This window comes from Agromyces indicus, assembly GCF_031432295.1.
GTDB lineage: Bacteria > Actinomycetota > Actinomycetes > Actinomycetales > Microbacteriaceae > Agromyces > Agromyces indicus.
Window position 1 is genome coordinate 513,840 of the sequence record NZ_JAVKGS010000002.1, and the last position, 20,122, is coordinate 533,961.

Sequence of the window (20,122 nt, forward strand, 5' to 3'; positions counted from 1 at the left end):
TCCTTCCCGCCGCCGGTGGCGGCGTCTGGGTCGTGATGATCGGGTGGATGGCGCGTCAGCCCACTGCGGCCAGCGGCCTGGTGCGGGAGGGGCGTTCGGGCGGCGAAGTGGGCAGCGACGCCACGCCGCCGGCCGCGAGGTACGCGGTGGCGTGCGCGACGCCGCGAGCCAGCGCGTCCGCGACGTCGGCGCCCCGGACGAGCTCGAGCCCCACGGAGGCCACGAGCCGGTCGCCCGCGCCGCAGGCGTCCGCGACGTCGACGGCATCCGCGGGGATGACCCGTCGGGGCCGGTCGCGCAGGGCGACGGCGGCGCCGTCCGAATCGAGGGTCACGGCCACGCTCTCGGCGTCCCAATGGCGGCGGAGGCGCTCGGCGACGTCGAGGGCCGCCTCGAGATCGTCGATCGGCCGGTCCGTCCGCGCGGCGGCCTCGGACCGGTTCGGGGTCACGACGCGGCATCCTGGCACCGGCTCCACCCCCCTCGGGTGGGGATCCCAGACGACCGCGACCGAGAGTGCGCACTCCTCGAGTGCCGCGCGGACGGCGCCGTCCGCGAGCAGGCCGCGTCCGTAATCGGCGGCGATCACGACGTCGGCCGCGCGGATCGCCTCGACGATCCGCCCGGTCCCGCCCACTGGCTCCGGCGGGCCGCATCCCTCGTCGATGCGCGCGACGGGCTGCCCGGAGGCCCGGATCCGCGTCTTGGTCGGCGTCGGGCCGGGGAGCGCGGCCTCGGCGAGGATCACCCCCGTGAGCGCCGCGCGGACCCGGCCGGCGCCGGCATCGCGTGCGAGGGCCGTTGCGAGCGTGACCTCCGTACCCTCGAGCGCGAGGAACGTCGCGACGAGCCCGGCGCCCCCTGCACGCTCGAGTCGGCCGCTCACGTCGACGACCGGGACCGGCCCGTCGGGCGAGAGCCGCTGCGCTGTGCCGTTCAGGTCCACGTCGAGGAGGGTGTCGCCCACGACCACGATCCGCGCGCTCACGACGGCGCCTCCTCGAGTGAACGCTCGAACGCGATGCACAGCGCGTGCAGCGCGACGAGCTCCGCCTCCTGCACGTTCGCCGAGGCGCCTGGAAGGGCGATCCCGTCGTCGCAGGCGGCGTGGAGCGGGTTCGGGGCGCTGCCCGTGAGGCTCCAGCGCAGGACGCCGACCTCGGCGGCGGTGGCTGCGGCCTGCAGGAGGTTCGCGCTCACGCCGCTCGTGGAGAGCAGCAGCAGGACGTCCCCGTGACGGCCGTGCGCCCGCACCTGCCGTGCGAAGACCTCGTCGAAGCCGTAGTCGTTGCCGATGGCCGTCACGGCCGAGGTGTCGGTGTGGAGGGCGATCGCCGAGTAGGGCGGACGGTCGTCCCGGAACCGCCCGACGAACTCGGCGGCGAGGTGCTGCGCCTCCGCGGCGGAGCCGCCGTTGCCGGCGACGAGCAGTCGGCCGCCGGCCGGCAGGCGGACGGCGAGCTCGGCGCCCCAGCGGGCGATCCGCTCGGACTCCGCGTCCAGGGCCGCGATCACGTCGGTCGCGCCGGCGAGGTGCTCTCGCACCGAGCCGGCGGCCGCGGCGGTCGGCGCCCCCCGCACGCCTCGGCGGGTCAGGGTCTCCGTCAGGGACGTCATCGCAGCACCCCCTCGGCCGAGGAGCCCGCCGTCGACCGGACCCGCGGCCGCGAGAGCGTCGAGCGGTACGCGCGCTCGGTGTCCGCGGCGACACGGTCCCACGAGTACCGCGAGGCGACGCGCCGCCGTCCGGCCGCGCCGAGTCGCTCGGCCCGCTCGGGATCCTCGAGCAGCTCGCGGATCGCGGCGGCCACGGCCGCTGCGTCGCGTGGCGGCACGTGCACGCCGGTGCCGCCGTGCACCACGGTGTCGATGAGCCCCCCGACGGATGACGCGACCACCGGTCGACCGCTCGCCATGGCCTCCAGCGGGACGATGCCGAACGGCTCGTACCAGGGCGCGCACACGACGACGTCCGCGGAACGGTAGACCGGGGGCAGCTCGGACTGGGAGACCTGACCGCGCAGCTCCACCCGGTCGGTCACGCCGAACCGCCCCGCGAGCGCCGCGAGGCGCTCGAGCTCCGGATCGGTACCGCCCGACGGCGCCGCCCCGCCCACGACCACGAGTTCGACGTCGACGCCCTCAGCCGCGAGGAGCGAGACGGCTTCGATCACCGTGCCCACGCCCTTGCGCGGCACGAGCCGCCCGACGCTCACCACTCGATGCCTCCGGCGTGGCGCCTCGCGCTCGCCCTCCGGCTGGAAGTGGTGCAGATCCACCCCGCACGGGATCACCGAGATCCGGTCCCGCGGCACGCCGAGCTTCTTCAGCTCGAACGCCTCGTCCGAGCACGTGGCCACGACCCGGTCCGCACGCCGGCCCACGTCGGGCTCCAGCCATTCGCGTTCGCGCGGGCTCGTGTCATCCGGCCCCTGATGGCGCCGCTTGACGACGCCCAGTGCGTGGAAGGTCTGCAGGACCGCCGGCGGCGAGGCGATCATCGCCGCCGCGTCCAGCGTCGCGATCCCCGACATCCAGAAGTGGCCGTGCGCGACGTCGGGCGGCCACGACCGCCAGTCGTCCGCGATCCCCTCGGCGAGCGCCGCCATGTGCGGCAGCAGGTCGTCCTTGGGTATCTGCTCCTCGGGCCCGGCCGTGACGTGCACGACATCGACGCGCGGCGCGAACGCCACGGTGCGCGGCAGCGTCGGGTCGTCCCGCCGCGTGTAGACCCGCACCTGGTGGCCCCGGCGGGCCAGCGCCCGTGAGAGCGCCGCCACGTGCACGTTCTGGCCACCCGCATCCTCACCGCCGAGCGTGGCGAGCGGGCTCGCATGCTCCGACACCATCGCAATGCGCATCATGACTCCTTCCATCGGGCCGACCGAGGGCCGCGCTCGCCGCCGACGGCGATGAGCCGGCCCCGGCCGGGGGAGCGTTCGACCAGGTCGGCGACGAGCACGTCCCAGTCCGAGAGGAACCGCGCGAGGCGGTACCGGTCGAGCGCGGCATCGCGGGCCGCGGCGCCGAGGCGCGCGGCCTCGTCGCGGTCCTCGAGCAGCAGCCGGGCGGCGGAGACGAGTTCCCCGACGTTCGTCGAGAGGAAGCCTGCGCCGGGCGGCACCGCTCGCGACGCCTCCGTCGTCTGCAGCGCGACCACGGGCATCCCGAGGTGCATGGCCTCGATGAGCGAGAGCCCGAGCGAGGTCCACCGCGGCGTGTGCAGGTAGAGGCGCCGTTCGGCCATCGCCTCGTGCAGCTGCGTCGGCGGCAGGTCCCCGCTCGGGCGCACCGCGTCATCCGGCAGTCCGAGGGCGGCCGGCAGCGCCGCGACGCCCATGCCGAACACGTCGATGCCGCCCGCGTCGGCGAAGCGGGGGAGCAGGTCGGTGCCCGTGATCCGTCCGCGCCGGACGGGTTCGTTCACCACCACCGCCATCCGCTCGAGATCGCCGCGGTACCGGTGGCCGGGGTCGGGGACGCCGTGTTCGACCACCACCGACGGGGTGCCGTCGTCGTCCCACATGAGCTGGTTGAAGTGCGTGACGTGCACGATCGTCAGGTCATCGCGGCCGGCGAGCGGATGCCGCGCCGTGACCGCCTCGGGCTTCGGCGTGTTGTGCTCGACGAAGACCGCCGCCACGTCCCGCCCCGGTCGTCTCCCGAGGAGCGCCTCCGCGAGGACGAGCTCCTCGGTGCGCTGCAGCACGACGAGGTCCACGTGCTCGCGGTGGAGCTCGTTCAGCGGGACCTCGCGCGCCGCCGGCCAGTCGCGTCCGCCGGTGCCGAGACCCCAGGGGCCTCGCGCGGCGTCGACCGGCAGCAGGTACTCGTGGGCGCCGCGGACGAACGCATCGGTCCATCCGCCGTGCACGTGCCAGAGCAGGATCCTCATGCGGGCACCGCCTCGGTCGTCGAGCCCGCCCCCGCGCCGCCGGGGTGAGAGCCCGTCGTCCTCGACCCGGGACGCGCGGGCCTCAGCGCCAGCACGGCCTGCGCCACCGCGGCGGGCGGCACCGAGGCCAGGCACGGATGGCCCGGGACCGGGCAGCTCCTCGCCCGCGACCCCGCGCACGCGGCGTCCTCGGCCCCGAACACGACGGTCGGCACGCCGAACGGGCGCCAGCACCGCTCCGACACCACGGGCGAGAACAGGCTGACCACGGGGGTGCCCACCGCCGCCGCGAGGTGCGCCGCTCCGGTGTTCCCGGCGACCACGACGTCCGCGTCCGCGACCACGCGTGCCAGCGTGGCGAGCGGCGTCGAGCCGCCGAGGTCGACGGCCCGGTCGCCCGACACCGCGCGCGTGAGCTCGCGCTCGCCGTCGGAGCCCGTGACGGCGACGCGCACTCCCGCGGTGGCGAGCCGTTCGACCAGTTCCCGGTGGTGCTGCGCCGGCCACGTGCGCGCCTCCACCGCCGCGCCGGGGTGCACCACGACGTAGCCGTCATCACCGGTCGTGACCGGTGAGGCCCCCTCCGGCAGGCGGATGGCGAGGCGGCCCGGATCGCAGGACGGCAGCCGGAAGCCGGCGGCGCCGACGATCGCGAGCGCGCGTGCCACCTCCGACTGCTCCTCAGGGAAATCCTCTCCCGGCCGCAGGCGCACGTCGAGCAGGGATCCGGCGTAGTCGACCGACGCGCCGGTGATCCCGCGCACACCGGCGAGGCGCAGCATCAGGGCGAGCGGCAGCGGGCTCTGGTGGAACGAGGTCAGGATCACGGCAGCGTCCGGTCGGATGGCTGCGAGGATCCCGCGCAGGTCGGCGGCGGAATCCTCCGTCATCGCGGGCGCGGGGTCGGCGATCCACGGCGCGTCCCACACTTCCACGCCCGCGACCCCGGGAAGCAGCCGCGCGGCGGGCGCACCGCGCGGACCGCAGAGCACGTGGACCTCGGCATCGGCGGCCACAGCACGGATCGCGGGCCCGCAGAGGAGCATGTCGCCGAGGCTGTCGAGCCTCGCGACCAGGACGCGCGATCGGCGCTCATGCGGCGGCATCCGCACCTCCCTCGGCGAGCACGAGCCGCACCGCGGCCATCACGTCGGACGCGACGTGGGCGGCCGCCGCGATCTCGTGCGGACGCGTGACCGCTGTGGGCACCAGGACGCCGCGCATGCCCGCGGCGGTGGCGGCCGCCATGTCGGCGCCGATGTCGCCGATCATGACCGCCTCCTCCGGGGAGATCGCGAGTGCCTCGCAGGCCGCGCGCAGCATGCCGGGTGCGGGCTTGCGGCAGGTGCAGCCGTCGTCCACGCCGTGCGGGCACACCCGCCAGACGTCGAATGGTCCGAGGAGGCGATCGACCCGCGCGTTCACCGCGTCGACCTCCTCGCTCGAGAGCAGGCCGCGGGCGATGCCCGACTGGTTCGTGACCACGCCGATGCGGATGCCGCGGGCCCGGAGCTCGGCCAGCGCCTCCGCGGCCGTCGGCATGGGCTCGACCAGCGACGGGTCGCCGTTGTATGGGACGTCGCGGATCAGCGTGCCGTCGCGATCGAAGAGCACTGCGCGCGGGATGCGGTTCGCCATACGGTGTTCGATACCCACTTCGACCGAAGCGAAACGTCGTCGCCCGGGGGGTTCCCGCCGTCCGTCCGATCCTGCGAGGCTGTCGCGATGGGCATGCCCGTCGATCCCCGTCCGATCCTGCTCGCGTTGCGCGCGCTGAAGCTCGGCGACCTGCTCGTCGCGGTGCCGGCGCTCCAGGCGCTCCGCCGCGGGTTCCCCGACCACCGCATCGTCCTCGCGACGACCGAATGGCTCCGCCCCCTCGTCGACCTCGTCGACGCGGTCGACGAGCTGCTTCCGGCGGCGGGCCTCGACCACCTCCTCGATCTCGGCGGCCGCGAAGTGGACGTCGCCGTGAACCTGCACGGTCGCGGCCCGGAGAGCGGAAGGCTGCTCACCGCCGTTTCGCCGCGCCGGCTCATCGCCCACGCGCCGGACGCGCCGGACGGACCGGTGTGGGTGGACGGCATGCTCGAGCGCGAGCGCTGGGTGCGACTGGTGCGTGCTTGGGGTCTCGACGCCGACGCCGACGATGTGACGATCGCCCGACCCGCCGTGCCGTCGGCGGCCCCCGGCGTGTCGGTGCTCCACGTGGGCGCGTTCTACGGCGCCCGCCGGTGGCCGGTCGATCGCTTCGCCGAGGTCGCCGTCGGCCTGGAGCGCCGCGGCCATGACGTGGTCATCTCCGCCGGCGGCGAGGAGCGCGAACGGGCCGAGGCGGTCGCGCGCGCTGCCGACCTCCCGGAGGACGCCGTGCTCGCGGGCCGTGTCGACCTCGCCGGCTTCGCCGCGCTCATCGCAGACGCGCGCCTCGTCATCTCGGCCGATACCGGTGCCGCGCACCTCGCCTCCGCGTATCGGCGGCCGTCAGTCGTGATCTTCGGGCCAGCGCCGCCCGAGGAGTGGGGTCCGCCGAAGAACGGCCCTCACGTCGTGCTCACGGACGCCTCCCGCCGGGTCGGCGAGGTGTTCGTCGAGGACCCCGACCCGGCGCTGCTCGCCGTGCAGGCCGACGACGTGCTGGACGCCGTCGAGCGGCTGCTCGCGCACTAGGCGGCGACCGCCGTCGCCGTTCGCATCCGCAGCGGCCCCGATGGCGGGTCGGGGGGGAGGACCGGCTGAGCTCCGCCGTCGAGGTCGGATCGGAGACGTCGGAGGATGGCCGCCAGCAGGCGCGAGACCTGCATCTGCGTGACCCCCACCTCGGCGGAGATCTCCCGCTGAGTCCGCTCCTCGATGAAGCGCAGGTAGACGATCCGACGCTCGCGGGACGTGAGCCGGGCGAGGGCGGATCGCAGGGCGAGTCGGAGGTCCGCGCGCTCGAGGTGCTCGTCGAGCGCCCCCAGTGATGTGATCAGCGGGTCGTCATCCTCGTCGAGGGCGAGATCGAGCGAGACCGGCCGCATGTTCTCCCGGGCGCCCAGCGCCTCCGAGACGAGCTGCGGCGACAGGCCCAGGGCCTCGGCGACCTCGCCGACGCGCGGTTCCCGGCCCAGCCGCTGCGCGAGATCCGAAGTCGCGTCCGACGCCCGCGCCGCGACCTCCTGCAGGCGCCGCGGCGGACGGACGAACCATCCGCAGTCCCGCAGGTACCGCTTGATCTCGCCGGAGATGGTGGGAACGGCGAAGGCGAGGAAGCTGTCGCCCCGGTTCGGGTCGTAGCGGCGGACCGCGTGGACCAGGCCGACGCATCCCACCTGCCGGAGATCGCCCTGCTCACGGTAGCCGGAGGCCATGCGGCGGACGATGCCGTCGACGAGGTCGAGGTGGCGCAGGACGATGGCCTCCTCGGCCTTGCGTCGCCGCCGTCCGTGCATCCCGGGCAGCTCGCCGAGCCGTGCCTGCGTCCAGCGCTGACGGCGCCGCCAGTCGTCGCGCCGCCCGCTGTCCGAATCCATCGTCCTCGCGTCCATTCTTCGCCTCCTTCCGTCGTCGTCCCCCGGATTCCCACGCTTCGAAGAGAAGCAGCGCTTCTCCGAACCGGGAAGGTGCTTGCGAAGAAGGAGGAGGAGGAGTAGTCGCCGGTGGAGACGGCCCGAGGCGAGAGCCCCCGGGAGTGATCGCGCGCCGATCCACGCGACTACAGTTGAGGGGTTGCGTCTCACACTGCAGGGAGTGGATCCACTTGGCCGACGGCTTCGAGCTCTTCACCGATCGATCCGTTGTCGCGATGCGCGTCAACGGCGAGCTCCGCGACCTCGCGACGACGGTCGCCGAGGCCGACGTGGTCGAGCCGGTCACCATCGACTCGCCCGACGGCCTCGCGATCCTCCGCCACTCCACCGCCCATGTCCTCGCCCAGGCGGTGCAGAAGATCAACCCCGACGCGAAGCTCGGCATCGGCCCGCCCGTGACCGACGGCTTCTACTACGACTTCGACGTCGCCGAGCCGTTCACGCCCGAGGACCTGAAGGCGCTCGACAAGGAGATGGCCCGCATCATCCGTTCCGGCCAGCGCTTCGTGCGCCGCGTCGTCTCCGACGACGAGGCCAGGGCCGAACTCGCCGACGAGCCGTACAAGCTCGAGCTCATCGGGCTGAAAGGCGCCGCGGCATCCGGTGACGACAACGAGAACGTCGAGGTCGGCGGCGGCGAGCTGACGATCTACGACAACGTCGACCCGAAGTCGGGCGAGGTGCAGTGGAAGGACCTCTGCCGCGGTCCGCACCTGCCCAGCACCCGCATGATCGGCAACGGCTGGGCGCTCATGCGCGTGGCCGCCGCGTACTGGCGCGGATCCGAGAAGAACCCGCAGCTCCAGCGTGTGTACGGCACCGCGTGGCCGACCAAGGACGAGCTGCGCGCCTACCAGCACCGGCTCGAGGAGGCCGCCCGCCGCGACCACCGCAAGCTCGGCGTCGAGCTCGACCTGTTCAGCTTCCCCGACGAGATCGGGTCCGGCCTGCCGGTGTTCCACCCCAAGGGCGGCGTGATCAAGCGCGAGATGGAGGACTACGTCCGCCGGCGCCACATCGAGGAGGGCTTCCAGTACGTCTCGACCCCGCACATCACGAAGGCGCACGTCTTCGAGCTGTCGGGCCACCTGCCGTACTACAAGGACACGATGTTCCCGCCGATGGAGCTCGAGAACTCCGAGTACTACCTCAAGGCGATGAACTGCCCGATGCAAAACCTCATCTTCCGCTCGCGCGGTCGCTCCTACCGGGAGCTGCCGCTGCGGTTCTTCGAGTTCGGCACCGTGTACCGGTACGAGAAGTCCGGCGTCGTCCAGGGCCTCACGCGCGTGCGCGGCCTCACCCAGGACGACTCGCACAGCTACGTGACCCCCGAGCAGGCGCCCGGCGAGATCAAGCACCTCCTCGACTTCGTGCTGGGCCTGCTGCGCGACTTCGGCCTCGACGACTACTACCTCGAGCTCTCCACGCGCGACGCCGACTCCGACAAGTTCAAGGGCACCGACGAGCAGTGGGAGGTCGCCACCGGCGTCCTCCGCGACGTGGCGGAGGCGTCCGGCCTCGAGCTGGTGCTGGACCCGGGCGGCGCCGCCTTCTACGGCCCCAAGATCTCGGTGCAGGCGCGCGACGCGATCGGCCGCACCTGGCAGATGTCGACGATCCAGTACGACTTCAACCAGCCCGAGGGCTTCGGACTCGAGTACACGGCCGCCGACGGCACGCACCAGCGGCCGGTCATGATCCACTCGGCGAAGTTCGGTTCCATCGAGCGCTTCTTCGGCGTGCTCACCGAGCACTACGCCGGGGCCTTCCCGGTGTGGCTGTCGCCCGTGCAGGTGGTCGGCATCCCGGTCGCCGACGAGTACGCGCCCTACCTCGGCGCCATCCTCACCCAGCTCGCCGGCGCCGGCGTCCGCACGGAGCTCGACACGAGCGACGACCGCATGCAGAAGAAGATCCGCACCCACACCACGCAGAAGGTGCCGATCCAGCTCATCGCCGGTGAGAACGACCGGTCCGGCGAGACCGTGAGCTTCCGCTTCCGGGACGGCACGCAGGAGAACGGCGTCTCGATCGCCGAGGCGGAGCGGCGCATCCTCGAGGCGATCGCCGACCGCCGCCAGGTGACCACGAGGGACGACCTGTTCGCATGACCCACTACCGGTCCGATGAGTTCGACCGCGACGACGTGCAGACGGATGCCGCGGCCGACCTCGCGGGCGTGCCGGACGCCTTCCAACGGCTCTGGACGCCCCACCGGCTCGTCTACATCCAGCACGGACAGCAGCCGGACGAGCACTCGTGCCCGTTCTGCCGGGCGCCGGAGCTCGACGACGAGCAGTCGCTGATCGTCGCGCGCGGCGAGCACGCGTACGTGCTGCTCAACCTCTTCCCCTACAACAGCGGGCACCTGCTCGTGTGCCCGTACCGGCATATCGCCACCTACGACCAGGCGACGCCGGAAGAGGTCGCAGAGATCGGCGAACTCACGCAGGTCGCCATGCGCACCGTGAAGCAGGTGTCGAAGTGCGACGGCTTCAACATCGGCATGAACCAGGGACGGATCGCCGGCGCGGGCATCGCCGAGCACCTGCACCAGCACATCGTGCCGCGGTGGGCGCTCGACTCGAACTTCTTCCCGATCATCGCCGGCACCAAGGCGCTGCCGCGCCTGCTCGGCGAGGTGCGCCAGGAGATCGCCGAGGCCTGGCCTCGCTGAGCCGGCCGCTCAGCGGACCTGTCGCACCTCGAACTGCATGCGCGGGTTCGCGTACGCCTCCTGCGACTCGACGAGCTGCAGCTCGCGCTCGCCCGACTCGTGGGTGTTCGCGAGGAGGTCGAACACGCTCGACGCCGTACGTGCGAGGGCGTCGGCCGCGTCGCCGGTGCGTCGGTAGTGGGCCGTGAAGAGCGCCGCCGTGACGTCCCCCGAGCCATTGGCCTTCATGGGGAGGAGCGGAGTCCGGACGATCCACGCGCCGCGGTCGTCGACGGCGAGCATCTCGATCGTGCCCGGCTCCCGGTCGGGACGCTCCACGCTCGTCACGAGGACCGTGCGGGGACCCGACGCCCGCGCGAGGTCGACCGACGCGAGCGTGGACTCGAGCGAGTCCGGCTCGGTCTCGGTGAGGTAGCCGAGCTCGAACTGGTTCGGCGTGATGAGGTCGGCGGCGGGCACCACGCGGTCGCGCAGCAGGACGGGGATCGCCGGCGCCACGAAGCATCCGCTCTTCGCATTGCCCATGACCGGATCGCAGGAGTACACCGCGGCGGGGTTCGCCTCCTTGATGCGGGCGACCGCGTCGAGGATGACGTCGGCGATGCCCTCCGAGCCCTGGTACCCCGAGAGGATCACGTCGATCTTCGGGAACGCGCCGCGGTCCTCGATGCCGTTGATGACCTCGCGCACGTCGTCCGGGCTGATGAGCGGTCCGCGCCACGCGCCGTAGCCGGTGTGGTTCGAGAAGTTGACGGTGTAGACCGGCATGACCTCGACGCCGATGCGCTGGAGCGGGAAGACGGCGGCGGAGTTGCCGACGTGGCCGTAGGCGACGGCGGACTGGATCGAGAGGACCTTCACCCCTCGATCATTCCATCCCCGCTGCGGCGAGCCGTCCGCCGGCGGCACGCACGGCCGCCGCGATGTCCTCGGCGAGCCGGTCGGCGTCGGCCGCGTTCAGGTCGTGCACCGTCAGCCGCAGGCGACGGCTCGCCTCCGGCGCGTCGGCCAGGGCGAACTCGTCTCCGGCCCGCACGAGCCAGCCGCGTCGCATGAGCTGCTCGGAGACGTCGCGCGCCGGCACGGGCATCGGCACCCACAGGTTGAGGCCGTCGCCCGCCGACGCGGGAACCCCGGACGCGGTGAGCCGTGCGGCGAACGCGTCGTTCCGCGCGGCGTAGTGCTCGCCCGCCGCGCTGATGGCCGCAGTGACGTCGGGATCGGTGACGAGGGCGAGCACCAGTCGCTGCAGCAGGTGGCTGACCCACGTCGTGCCCGGGGTCAGTCGCATGGCGAGCCGCTCGGCCGTGTCCGAGTCCGAGGCGGTGACCGCGAGGCACATGTCGGGACCCAGGAACTTCGAGACCGAGCGGACGAGCGCCCACCGTCGATGCTCGGGGCCGATGAGCGAACGGAACGGCCGTCGGGAGAGCATCGAGAAGTGGTCGTCCTCGATCACGAGCACGTACGGGTGCGCGCGGAGCACCTCGCGCAGCTCCGCGGCCCGCCGCTCCGACAGGCTCGCCCCCGTCGGATTCTGCGCGCGGGGCGTGCAGACGACCGCGCGCACGCCCTGCTCGAGCGCGGCGCGCAGCCCGTCGACCGTCATGCCCTCGTCGTCGACGGGGACCGGAACGGCCCGGTAGCCGCCCACGCGGACGGTGTGGATGCTCGTGAGGAAGCAGGGGTCCTCGAGGGCGACCGCGTCGTCGCGGACGAGCGCCTGGGCGAGGAGGCGCTCGACCGCGTCGGCTGCTCCGCTCGTGATCGTGAGGCGCAGGTCGTCGGGCGCGAGGTCGGCGCGCATCCAGTCCAGCGCCCACCGCTCGAGGCCGGGGTCGATGACGGGCTCGCCGTAGAGCACCGGTCGACCCGCCATCCCGGCGAGCGCGCGCGACGGATCCGGGATCACGTCGGGATCGGGGTTGCCGGTGGCGACGTCGCGCAGCACGCTGTCGGCGGCGAACCCCTCCTGCGCGACCGCCGAGCGGTCGGCGACGTGCGTGCCGCCGCGCCCACGGGTGACCACGACGCCCGCCGCGGTGAGCTGCCGGTAGGCGGCGACGGCGGTGTTGCGGTTCACGCCGAGCCGGTCGGCGAGGTTCCGCACGGGCGGCAGCGGGTCGCCCGGCAGCAGCGCGCCGCGCTCGATGAGGGCGCGCACGTTCGCGGCGATGTCGGCGGCCGAACGGCCGGTGATCTCGAGGGTCAGGTCATGTGACATGGGCGGCTCCGATGGTCGGCACGGTCCATGCTATCTTTTGGCCTAGGCCAAGCCACCTGATTGTTCCGAGCGTCGCGCGATCCGAGCGCGTCATCCGTCGAAGGGATCCCCGATGAGCACTGCCCAGACCGGCTCCAGCCGCGTGAAGCGCGGCCTCGCCGAAATGCTGAAGGGCGGCGTCATCATGGACGTCGTCACGCCCGAGCAGGCGCGTATCGCCGAGGACGCCGGCGCGGTCGCCGTCATGGCGCTCGAGCGCGTGCCCGCCGACATCCGAGCCCAGGGCGGCGTCGCCCGCATGAGCGACCCCGACCTCATCGAGGCGATCATCGCCGAGGTGTCGATCCCCGTCATGGCGAAGGCGCGCATCGGCCACTTCGTCGAGGCGCAGGTGCTCCAGGCGCTCGACGTCGACTACATCGACGAGTCCGAGGTGCTCTCGCCGGCCGACTACGTCAACCACATCGACAAGTGGGGTTTCGATACGCCCTTCGTCTGCGGTGCGACCAACCTCGGCGAGGCGCTTCGCCGCATCAACGAGGGCGCCGCCATGATCCGCTCGAAGGGCGAGGCCGGCACGGGCGACGTCTCCGAGGCGACCAAGCACATCCGCAAGATCACCTCCGAGATCAACCAGCTGAAGTCGATGACGCGCGACGAGCTCTACGTCGCCGCCAAGGAGCTGCAGGCCCCCTACGAGCTCGTGCTCGAGGTCGCCGAGACCGGCAAGCTCCCCGTCGTGCTCTTCACCGCTGGCGGCGTCGCGACGCCCGCCGACGCGGCCATGATGATGCAGCTCGGCGCCGACGGCGTCTTCGTCGGCTCCGGCATCTTCAAGTCGGGCAACCCCGAGCAGCGCGCGGCCGCCATCGTCAAGGCGACCACGTTCTACGACGACCCGAAGGTCATCGCCGAGGTGTCGCGCGGCTTGGGCGAGGCCATGGTCGGCATCAACGTCGGCGATCTGCCCGCACCGCACCGCCTCGCCGAGCGCGGATGGTGACCCTCCGCGACGAGTCGCTCGGGGCGACGGACGCCACCGGTCCGACGGTCGGCGTCCTCGCCCTGCAGGGCGACTTCCGCGAGCACGCACGCGTGCTGGGCGAGCTCGGCGCGAAGGTCGTGCTCGTCCGCCGCCCCGAAGACCTGGAGGGCCTCGAGGGGCTCGTCATCCCCGGCGGCGAGTCGACCGTGATGGACAAGCTCTCCCGCGCGTTCGGCGTCGCCGAGCCGCTGAAGCGCCGCATCGCCGAGGGCCTGCCCGTGTACGGCACCTGCGCCGGGCTCATCATGATCGCCGACACGCTGCTCGACACGATCGAGGGGCAGCAGAACCTCGGCGGGCTCGACGTCGTCGTGCGCCGGAACGCGTTCGGGTCGCAGAACCAGTCCTTCGAGACCGACCTGCCGGTGCCCGCCCTCGGCGAGCCGCCCGTGCACGCCGTCTTCATCCGCGGGCCCGTCGTGGAGTCGGTGGGGGAGAAGGCGACCCCGCTCGCGTCGCTGCCCGACGGCCGCGTGGTCGCGGTGGAGCAGGGCGACCTCGTCGGCACGAGCTTCCACCCGGAGATCCAGGGCGACCACCGGTTCCACGAGTACTTCCTCGGCAAGGTGCGCGCCCGCGCGAGTGCCGCGTCGTCGACCCCGTAGCGACGGGGCCCCGCCCGCGCCAGAGTGGGGGCATGAAGCTGTACTCGGATTTCCGCGGACCGCGCGCGGTGCAGGTCGTCGGCGACCTCCTCGCGCTCGGGCTCATCGTCGCGTCGGTGTGGGCCGCCGTGGTCGTCCACGGGCTCGTGACCGAGTTCGCCGCCCTCGGCCGGCGACTCGAGGAGGCCGGCACGGGATTCCGTGGCAGCATGACCGACATCGGGAGCACCCTCGCGGGCGTCCCGCTCATCGGCTCGGGGATCGCCGAGCCGTTCGACGGCGCGAGCGCCGCGGGCGCGACGCTCGAGTCCGTCGGTCGGGGCCAGCAGGACGTGGTGGGCTGGATCGCCGTGGTCGCGGCGATCGGCATCGCGGCCCTGCCCGTCGCGGCGGTGCTCCTGCTGTGGGTCGCGCCCCGAGTCGTCCGCGCGGTTCGCGCCCAGCGCACGACCGCGGTGTTCGCACGCCCGGGCGGCGCCGACCTGCTCGCGCTGCGCGCGCTCACCGACCGGAACCCGCTCGAGGTGCTCGCTGCCGATGCCGACGCGGCAGGCGGATGGCGACGCGGCGACCCGGAGACGATCCGCGCGCTGGCCGCGCTGGAGGCCCGGGCGGTCGGCGTGCGGCTGTCCGGTGCTCCGTCCGCCACGATCCGCCCCGCGGGGAGTCCGCGCGCATGACGGCGGCCCGCCCTACGCTGGCCGCATGACCGAGTGGATCGCACTGCTCCGCGGCGTCAACGTCGGCGGCACCACGGTGAGGTCGGCCGAACTGCGCGAGACGTTCGCCGGGCTCGGGTTCAGCGGGGTGCGGACCGTGCTCGCCAGCGGCAACGTCGCCTTCGAGAGCGATCGAACGGATGCCGCCGCGCTGAAGCGCGACATCGAGCGGGCCCTCGCCGACCGCTTCGGCTACGAGGCGTGGATCGTGCTGCTGACGCGCGAGCGCCTCGGAGCGATCGTCGGCGCCTTCCCGTTCGACGCCTCCGACGCGTCGCGCCAGCCCTACGTCGTCTTCGCCTCCGAGGCGTCCGTCGTCGACGACCTCATGGCGGCGGCCGGTGAGCCGGACCCCCACGCCGATCCGCTCGAGCGCGGGGACGGGGTCGTGTACTGGCATCCGCTCGTCGGCACCTCGGTCGACACCGCGTTCGCGAAGGTGCTCGCCAGGCCCGTGTTCAAGCCGACGACGACCAACCGCAACCTCCGCACGCTCGAGAAGCTGCTCGGCTGACGACGGCGCCCGCGACCTCCCCGTGGGGCGGTCTCAGGGTGATCCCCGGCTCGCGGACGGGGGACGACCCCGGGGCGATCCGGGGGCTCGCACGGGCGCGGCGGACCGCGGCATCCGCTTGCCTTGCCGACATGACCGAACGACTTCCCGGCACCGGCGCGCCGGCGCCGACCGCCGCCCCCGCCACGACCTGCCGCAGCGACGAGGTCGTGATGATCCACCGCCTCTTCCGCCGGCTGTTCGCCGAGGCGCCCGGCCTCGTCCGCGCCGTCTCGCCCGGTGACACGGACCGCGCGCGGTACCTGGCGAAGCACCTGCACGGCATCACCGCGCTGCTCCACGTGCACCACCGCACCGAGGACGACTTCTTCTGGGACCGCATGACCGAGCGCGCGCCCGCGTGCGGCCTCCACGTCGAGCTCATGCGTCGCCAGCACGGTGCGGTCTCCGATCGGCTCGATCTCGTCGACGCGCTCGTCGACCGGTGGTCGAGGGCAGCGGATGCCGCGACGGCCGCCCGCCTCGCGATCGAGCTCGACGAGGTCGATCGGCTGCTCGTCGAGCACCTCGCCGACGAGGAGCGGGAGGCGTTCCCGGTGCTCGACCGGATCCTCTCCGACGCCGAGTGGGACGACATCCACCGGCATGCCCGTCGGCACAAGCCGCCGCTGCCGATCTTCGTCCTGCTCGGACTCATGATCGAGAGCGTGCCCGAGGGGGAGCGCGACCAGTGGGTCGCCACGCAGCTGCCGGCGCCGATCCGCACGGCCTACCGCGTCGTAGGCCGCCCGCAGTACGAGCGGGCCGTGCGGCGCCTCCGCCCGACCCGCGCGACGGGCGCCGGGGCTCCGGCCACCGCCTGATCTCGGGACGCCGCCCCCGAAGTGGGGGCTCGCTCCGGCTCGCTCGCTCTGGCGGACGGGACCGTGGAGGAGTTCGATGAGCCCATGACCGAGCGACTTCCCAGCACCTCCGATCCGTTGCCGGAGGGTGAGACCGCCGGATGCGACACGTCGGACATCCTCCTCGTGCACCGGATCTTCCGCTGGGGCTTCCGCGAGATGCCCCGGCTGGTCCGCGCTGCGCCGCCGGGCGATCGGTCGCGGACCGCGACCGTGGCCGATTCGGTCGACCTCGTGCTGCTGGGCCTGCACGTCCACCACGAGGCCGAGGACCTGCTGCTGTTCGGCAAGGTCGAGGCGCGACGTCCGGCCTGCGCCGCCACCATCGACCTGATGCGCGACCAGCATCGTCACGTCGCCGAGCTCCTCGGTCGTGCGGAGCCGCTCTCGGCCGCCTGGCGCGACTCCGCCGACGGCCGCGCGGCGGAGCGGCTCGCCGCCGCGCTCGACGAGATCGGAACGGTGCTCGGCGTCCACCTCCACGACGAGGAGGACGACGTCATCCCGGTCGCGGCCGAGGAGTTCAGCCAGCGCGAATGGGACGCGCTCGGCGAACACGGACGCGAGAGCTTCCCCAAGGACGGCATGCCGATCCAGCTCGGCCTCATGATGGATGCCCTTCCGCCGGCTGAGCGGGCGGAATGGTCGCGGGGTCACCTTCCCTTCCCGATCCGACTCCTGTGGGCGATCCTCCTCAAGCGGCGCTACACCGCCTGGCAGCGGGAACTCTTCCCCGAGGGCATGCCGGCGCTCGTGTGACGGGCGGGCGGCCGCGGCATCCGCCGAAGGTGAGGCACTCGGCCGCCGGAGGGCGTCGCTCAGGGGCGTGCGCCCGCGACCGCCTAGAATGACGGGGTACTGATCACCGTTACGGGAGACGCATGTCCGGGCATTCCAAGTGGGCGACGACCAAGCACAAGAAGGCCGTCATCGACGCGCGCCGCGCGAAGTCGTTCGCCAAGCTCATCAAGAACATCGAGGTCGCGGCCAAGCTCGGCGGCGCCGACCTCGCGGGCAACCCGACCCTGTACGACGCCGTGCAGAAGGCCAAGAAGACCTCGGTCCCGAACGACAACATCGATCGCGCGATCAAGCGCGGCGCGGGCATCGGCGGCGAGGCGGTCGAGTACCAGAACATCACGTACGAGGCGTACGGCCCGAACGGCGTCGCGATGATGATCGAGGTGCTCACCGACAACAAGAACCGCGCTGCCGCCGAGGTCCGCACGGGGCTCAGCCGGAACGGCGGGACGCTCGCCGACCCGGGCTCGGTCGCGTACAACTTCACCCGCAAGGGGGTCATCGTCGTCAGCGGCGAGGGCACGACCGAGGACGACGTCATGATGGCCGCCCTCGAGGCCGGCGCCGAGGAGGTCGAGCCGCACGCGCAGGGCTTCGAGGTCGTCACCGACCCCTCCGACATGGTCGAGGTCCGCAAGGCCCTCCAGGAGGCCGGGCTCGACTACGAGTCGGCCGACATCGAGTTCGTGCCGAACCTGAAGGTCGAGATCGACGCCGAGACGGCGAAGAAGGTCTTCCGGCTGATCGACGCGCTCGAGGACAGCGACGACGTGCAGAACGTCTACAGCAACTTCGACCTCACGCCCGAGGTGCAGGCCGAGCTCGAGAACGAGTCGGAGTAGCGCCATGCGGGTGCTCGGCATCGACCCCGGGCTGACCCGCTGCGGCGTGGGCGTCGTCGACGTGGCGCCCGACCGTTCCGCGGTCCTGGTCGACGTGGTCGTGCTGCGCTCGCCCGCCGACCTCGCGACGCCCGGTCGGCTCGCGCGCATCTCTGACGGCCTCGAGGCGATCGTCGAGGAGCACCGGCCGCATGCGGTGGCGCTCGAGCGCGTGTTCGCGCGCAGCGACGTGTCGACCATCATGGGCACCGCGCAGATCTCCGGTGTGGCCATGCTGATCGCCGAGCGGCGGGCGCTCCCGGTCGCGCTCCACACGCCGAGCGAGGTCAAGGCCGCCATCACCGGCTACGGTCGCGCCGACAAGAAGCAGGTGGGGGCGATGGTCGCGCGCATCCTCGGTCTCGACGCGGTGCCCAAGCCGGCGGATGCCGCGGACGCGCTCGCCCTCGCGATCTGCCACGCCTGGCGCACCGGCGGCGTCGCCGGGGCGGCGGTCGCCGATGCGGCCGCCGGACGAGGCGCCGCACCCGCCGGCGGCCTCACTCCAGCGCAGCGGGCGTGGCTCGCCGCGGAGCGTGCCGCGTCGGTGTCGGGAGCCGCCCGTAGGCTGAAGGAGTGATCTCCTCCCTCCGCGGCCGCGTCGCCTCCGCCTCCGGCGGAACCCTCGTGATCGACGTGTCCGGCGTCGGCTACCTCGTGAACGCGACGCCGGCCTTCGTGCTCTCGAGTCGCGAGGGTCACGAGGTGTTCGTGCACACGGCGCTCATCGTGCGCGAAGACGCGATGACGCTCTTCGGCTTCGCCTCGCGCGACGAGCTCGACGTCTTCGAGCTCCTCATCGGGGTGACCGGCGTCGGGCCGAAGTCGGCGCTCGGGGTGCTCTCCGCTATGTCGCCCGCCGAGGTCGCGCGGGCCGTGCACGACGACGACGACGCCGCCTTCCGGCGGGTCAGCGGGATCGGGCCGAAGACGGCGAAGCTCATCACCGTCTCGCTGGCGGGCAAGGTCGCGGTTCCGACCGCGGGGGCGGCCGGCGCCCCGGTGGCATCCGGGGGCGTGGCCGACGACGTGCTCGCGGCGCTCACCGGGCTCGGCTGGTCCGAGAAGCTCGCGGGCGAGGCGATCGCCGAGACGCTCGAGGCGGCCGACCCCGCCGAGGCGGCATCCGTGCCCGCGCTGCTCCGACTCACCCTGGCCAGGCTCGGGCCGGCCCAGCAGGCCGCGAGGGCGCGATGAGCGACGCCGACCTCGACCTGACCGACCCCGAGCTCGCGTCCGAGGCCGAGCTCGCCTTCGAGGGCGCCCTCCGCCCGCGCAGCCTCGAGGAGTTCGTCGGGCAGACCCGCGTGCGCGGACAGTTGCAGCTGCTGCTCTCCGCGGCGGCCATGCAGCAGCGCACGCCCGACCACATCCTGCTCGCCGGGCCCCCGGGCCTCGGCAAGACCACCCTCGCGATGATCGTCGCCCACGAGGGCGGCCGGCCGCTCCGGATGTCGAGCGGGCCGGCGATCCAGCACGCCGGCGACCTCGCGGCGATCCTGTCGTCCCTCGTGCCGGGCGAGGTGCTCTTCATCGACGAGATCCACCGCATGGCACGGTCGGCCGAAGAGATGCTCTACCTCGCGATGGAGGACTTCCGCATCGACATCATGGTGGGCAAGGGCGCCGGCGCGACCTCGGTCCCGCTCGACCTCGCCCCGTTCACGCTCGTCGGCGCGACCACGCGAGCGGGGCTGCTGCCGAATCCGCTCCGCGATCGCTTCGGGTTCACGGCGCACCTCGAGTTCTACGACGAGGCCGAGCTCGAGCAGGTGCTCGCCCGCGCGGCGACCATGCTCGGCCTGCCCATCGGCGCCGAGGCCGTCGCCGAGATCGCCGGACGGTGCCGCGGCACGCCCCGCATCGCGAACCGGCTGCTCCGCCGGGTGCGCGACTACGCGCTCGTGCATGGAGGTCGCGCCGACGTGGACGCAGTCCGGGCCGCCCTCGAACTCTACGACGTCGACCCGCTCGGGCTCGACCGTCTCGATCGCGCCGTGATGATGACGATCCTCACCCGGTTCGGCGGGGGGCCGGTCGGCCTCAACACCCTCGCGGTCTCGGTGGGCGAGGAGGCCGAGACCATCGAAGCGGTCGTCGAGCCGTTCCTCGTCCGGATCGGCCTGATCACGCGGACCCCGCGCGGCCGGGTGGCGACGCCCCAGGCCTGGCGGCACTTCGGACTCGTCCGCGAGGGCGAGGACGCCGCCGCGACGCTCCCGATCGATGACCTATAATCCTTGGAGGCTCCAGCCTCCCCGCCCTTGACTGTGTGCACCGCGCA

General features: G+C 73.0%; 22 protein-coding genes. 13 read left to right on the top strand and 9 right to left on the bottom strand.

The features are described 5' to 3' along the window. Window positions 1-55 precede the first annotated feature (55 nt). The 6 genes from RH861_RS08705 to RH861_RS08730 are packed head-to-tail and all read right to left on the bottom strand — an operon-like array spanning window position 56 to window position 5,533. Entirely contained in the window at window positions 56-988 is a 933-nt protein-coding gene (locus tag RH861_RS08705) for a bifunctional heptose 7-phosphate kinase/heptose 1-phosphate adenyltransferase (RefSeq protein WP_310520666.1), read from the bottom strand. Next, entirely contained in the window at window positions 985-1,617 is a 633-nt protein-coding gene (locus RH861_RS08710) for a D-sedoheptulose-7-phosphate isomerase (RefSeq protein ID WP_310520667.1), read from the bottom strand. Before RH861_RS08710 ends, RH861_RS08705 begins: the two co-directional genes overlap by 4 nt. Beyond that, entirely contained in the window at window positions 1,614-2,861 is a 1,248-nt protein-coding gene (locus RH861_RS08715) for a glycosyltransferase (RefSeq protein WP_425549096.1), read from the bottom strand. The genes RH861_RS08710 and RH861_RS08715 overlap by 4 nt, the downstream gene beginning before the upstream one ends. After that, a complete protein-coding gene (locus RH861_RS08720) occupies window positions 2,861-3,895 on the bottom strand; it encodes a glycosyltransferase (protein ID WP_310520669.1) in 1,035 nt (344 codons plus the stop codon). The genes RH861_RS08715 and RH861_RS08720 overlap by 1 nt, the downstream gene beginning before the upstream one ends. Next, on the bottom strand, window positions 3,892-5,001 hold the full coding sequence (locus RH861_RS08725) for a glycosyltransferase family 9 protein (RefSeq protein WP_310520670.1): 1,110 nt from the start codon (window positions 4,999-5,001) through the stop codon (window positions 3,892-3,894). The genes RH861_RS08720 and RH861_RS08725 overlap by 4 nt, the downstream gene beginning before the upstream one ends. Then, on the bottom strand, window positions 4,988-5,533 hold the full coding sequence (locus tag RH861_RS08730; protein WP_310520671.1) for a D-glycero-alpha-D-manno-heptose-1,7-bisphosphate 7-phosphatase: 546 nt from the start codon (window positions 5,531-5,533) through the stop codon (window positions 4,988-4,990). The genes RH861_RS08725 and RH861_RS08730 overlap by 14 nt, the downstream gene beginning before the upstream one ends. An 87-nt stretch (window positions 5,534-5,620) precedes the next feature. Between RH861_RS08730 and RH861_RS08735 the strand changes: the two genes are divergently transcribed. Beyond that, entirely contained in the window at window positions 5,621-6,565 is a 945-nt protein-coding gene (locus tag RH861_RS08735) for a glycosyltransferase family 9 protein (protein ID WP_310520672.1), read from the top strand. Here RH861_RS08735 and RH861_RS08740 read toward each other — a convergent pair. Then, complete coding sequence (locus tag RH861_RS08740; RefSeq protein ID WP_310520673.1) at window positions 6,562-7,425, bottom strand: sigma-70 family RNA polymerase sigma factor; 864 nt, start codon at window positions 7,423-7,425, stop codon at window positions 6,562-6,564. The two genes, RH861_RS08735 and RH861_RS08740, sit on opposite strands and share 4 nt — an antisense overlap. Window positions 7,426-7,682: 257 nt before the next feature. On the opposite strand from RH861_RS08740, the gene thrS reads away from it, so the two are divergent. After that, window positions 7,683-9,581, top strand: coding sequence for a threonine--tRNA ligase (gene thrS / locus RH861_RS08745; protein WP_310520818.1), 1,899 nt, complete (start codon window positions 7,683-7,685; stop codon window positions 9,579-9,581). Continuing rightward, window positions 9,578-10,147 (top strand): HIT family protein, encoded by a 570-nt coding sequence (locus RH861_RS08750; protein ID WP_310520674.1) that lies wholly within the window; start codon window positions 9,578-9,580, stop codon window positions 10,145-10,147. The genes thrS and RH861_RS08750 overlap by 4 nt, the downstream gene beginning before the upstream one ends. A 9-nt stretch (window positions 10,148-10,156) precedes the next feature. Here RH861_RS08750 and pdxY read toward each other — a convergent pair whose 3' ends face one another. Further along, window positions 10,157-11,008, bottom strand: a complete 852-nt coding sequence (gene pdxY / locus RH861_RS08755) for a pyridoxal kinase PdxY (RefSeq protein WP_310520675.1) — start codon at window positions 11,006-11,008, stop codon at window positions 10,157-10,159. A 7-nt stretch (window positions 11,009-11,015) separates the two neighbouring features. Further along, the gene (locus RH861_RS08760) at window positions 11,016-12,371 is read right to left on the bottom strand and encodes an aminotransferase class I/II-fold pyridoxal phosphate-dependent enzyme (protein WP_310520676.1); all 1,356 of its coding nucleotides are present in this window, start codon (window positions 12,369-12,371) and stop codon (window positions 11,016-11,018) included. Window positions 12,372-12,483: 112 nt separating this feature from the next. Between RH861_RS08760 and pdxS the strand changes: the two genes are divergently transcribed. The 10 genes from pdxS (at window position 12,484) to ruvB (ending at window position 20,075) form a co-directional block, all read left to right on the top strand. Next, entirely contained in the window at window positions 12,484-13,374 is an 891-nt protein-coding gene (gene pdxS, locus RH861_RS08765) for a pyridoxal 5'-phosphate synthase lyase subunit PdxS (protein WP_067947213.1), read from the top strand. Next, window positions 13,368-14,021, top strand: coding sequence for a pyridoxal 5'-phosphate synthase glutaminase subunit PdxT (gene pdxT / locus RH861_RS08770; RefSeq protein ID WP_310520677.1), 654 nt, complete (start codon window positions 13,368-13,370; stop codon window positions 14,019-14,021). Before pdxS ends, pdxT begins: the two co-directional genes overlap by 7 nt. A gap of 32 nt (window positions 14,022-14,053) precedes the next feature. Then, complete coding sequence (locus tag RH861_RS08775; RefSeq protein WP_310520678.1) at window positions 14,054-14,701, top strand: hypothetical protein; 648 nt, start codon at window positions 14,054-14,056, stop codon at window positions 14,699-14,701. Window positions 14,702-14,726: 25 nt separating this feature from the next. Beyond that, window positions 14,727-15,254: a DUF1697 domain-containing protein gene (locus tag RH861_RS08780; protein ID WP_310520679.1), complete on the top strand. Its 528-nt coding sequence runs from the start codon at window positions 14,727-14,729 to the stop codon at window positions 15,252-15,254. A 131-nt stretch (window positions 15,255-15,385) separates the two neighbouring features. Further along, a complete protein-coding gene (locus RH861_RS08785; protein ID WP_310520680.1) occupies window positions 15,386-16,117 on the top strand; it encodes a hemerythrin domain-containing protein in 732 nt (243 codons plus the stop codon). An 84-nt stretch (window positions 16,118-16,201) separates the two neighbouring features. Beyond that, a complete protein-coding gene (locus RH861_RS08790) occupies window positions 16,202-16,915 on the top strand; it encodes a hemerythrin domain-containing protein (RefSeq protein WP_310520681.1) in 714 nt (237 codons plus the stop codon). A 122-nt stretch (window positions 16,916-17,037) separates the two neighbouring features. Further along, window positions 17,038-17,799, top strand: a complete 762-nt coding sequence (locus RH861_RS08795) for a YebC/PmpR family DNA-binding transcriptional regulator (RefSeq protein WP_067947228.1) — start codon at window positions 17,038-17,040, stop codon at window positions 17,797-17,799. A 4-nt stretch (window positions 17,800-17,803) separates the two neighbouring features. Next, window positions 17,804-18,418, top strand: a complete 615-nt coding sequence (gene ruvC / locus RH861_RS08800; RefSeq protein WP_310520682.1) for a crossover junction endodeoxyribonuclease RuvC — start codon at window positions 17,804-17,806, stop codon at window positions 18,416-18,418. Next, the gene (ruvA, locus tag RH861_RS08805) at window positions 18,415-19,035 is read left to right on the top strand and encodes a Holliday junction branch migration protein RuvA (protein ID WP_067947230.1); all 621 of its coding nucleotides are present in this window, start codon (window positions 18,415-18,417) and stop codon (window positions 19,033-19,035) included. The genes ruvC and ruvA overlap by 4 nt, the downstream gene beginning before the upstream one ends. After that, window positions 19,032-20,075 (top strand): Holliday junction branch migration DNA helicase RuvB, encoded by a 1,044-nt coding sequence (gene ruvB / locus RH861_RS08810; RefSeq protein ID WP_310520683.1) that lies wholly within the window; start codon window positions 19,032-19,034, stop codon window positions 20,073-20,075. The genes ruvA and ruvB overlap by 4 nt, the downstream gene beginning before the upstream one ends. Window positions 20,076-20,122: the final 47 nt, after the last annotated feature.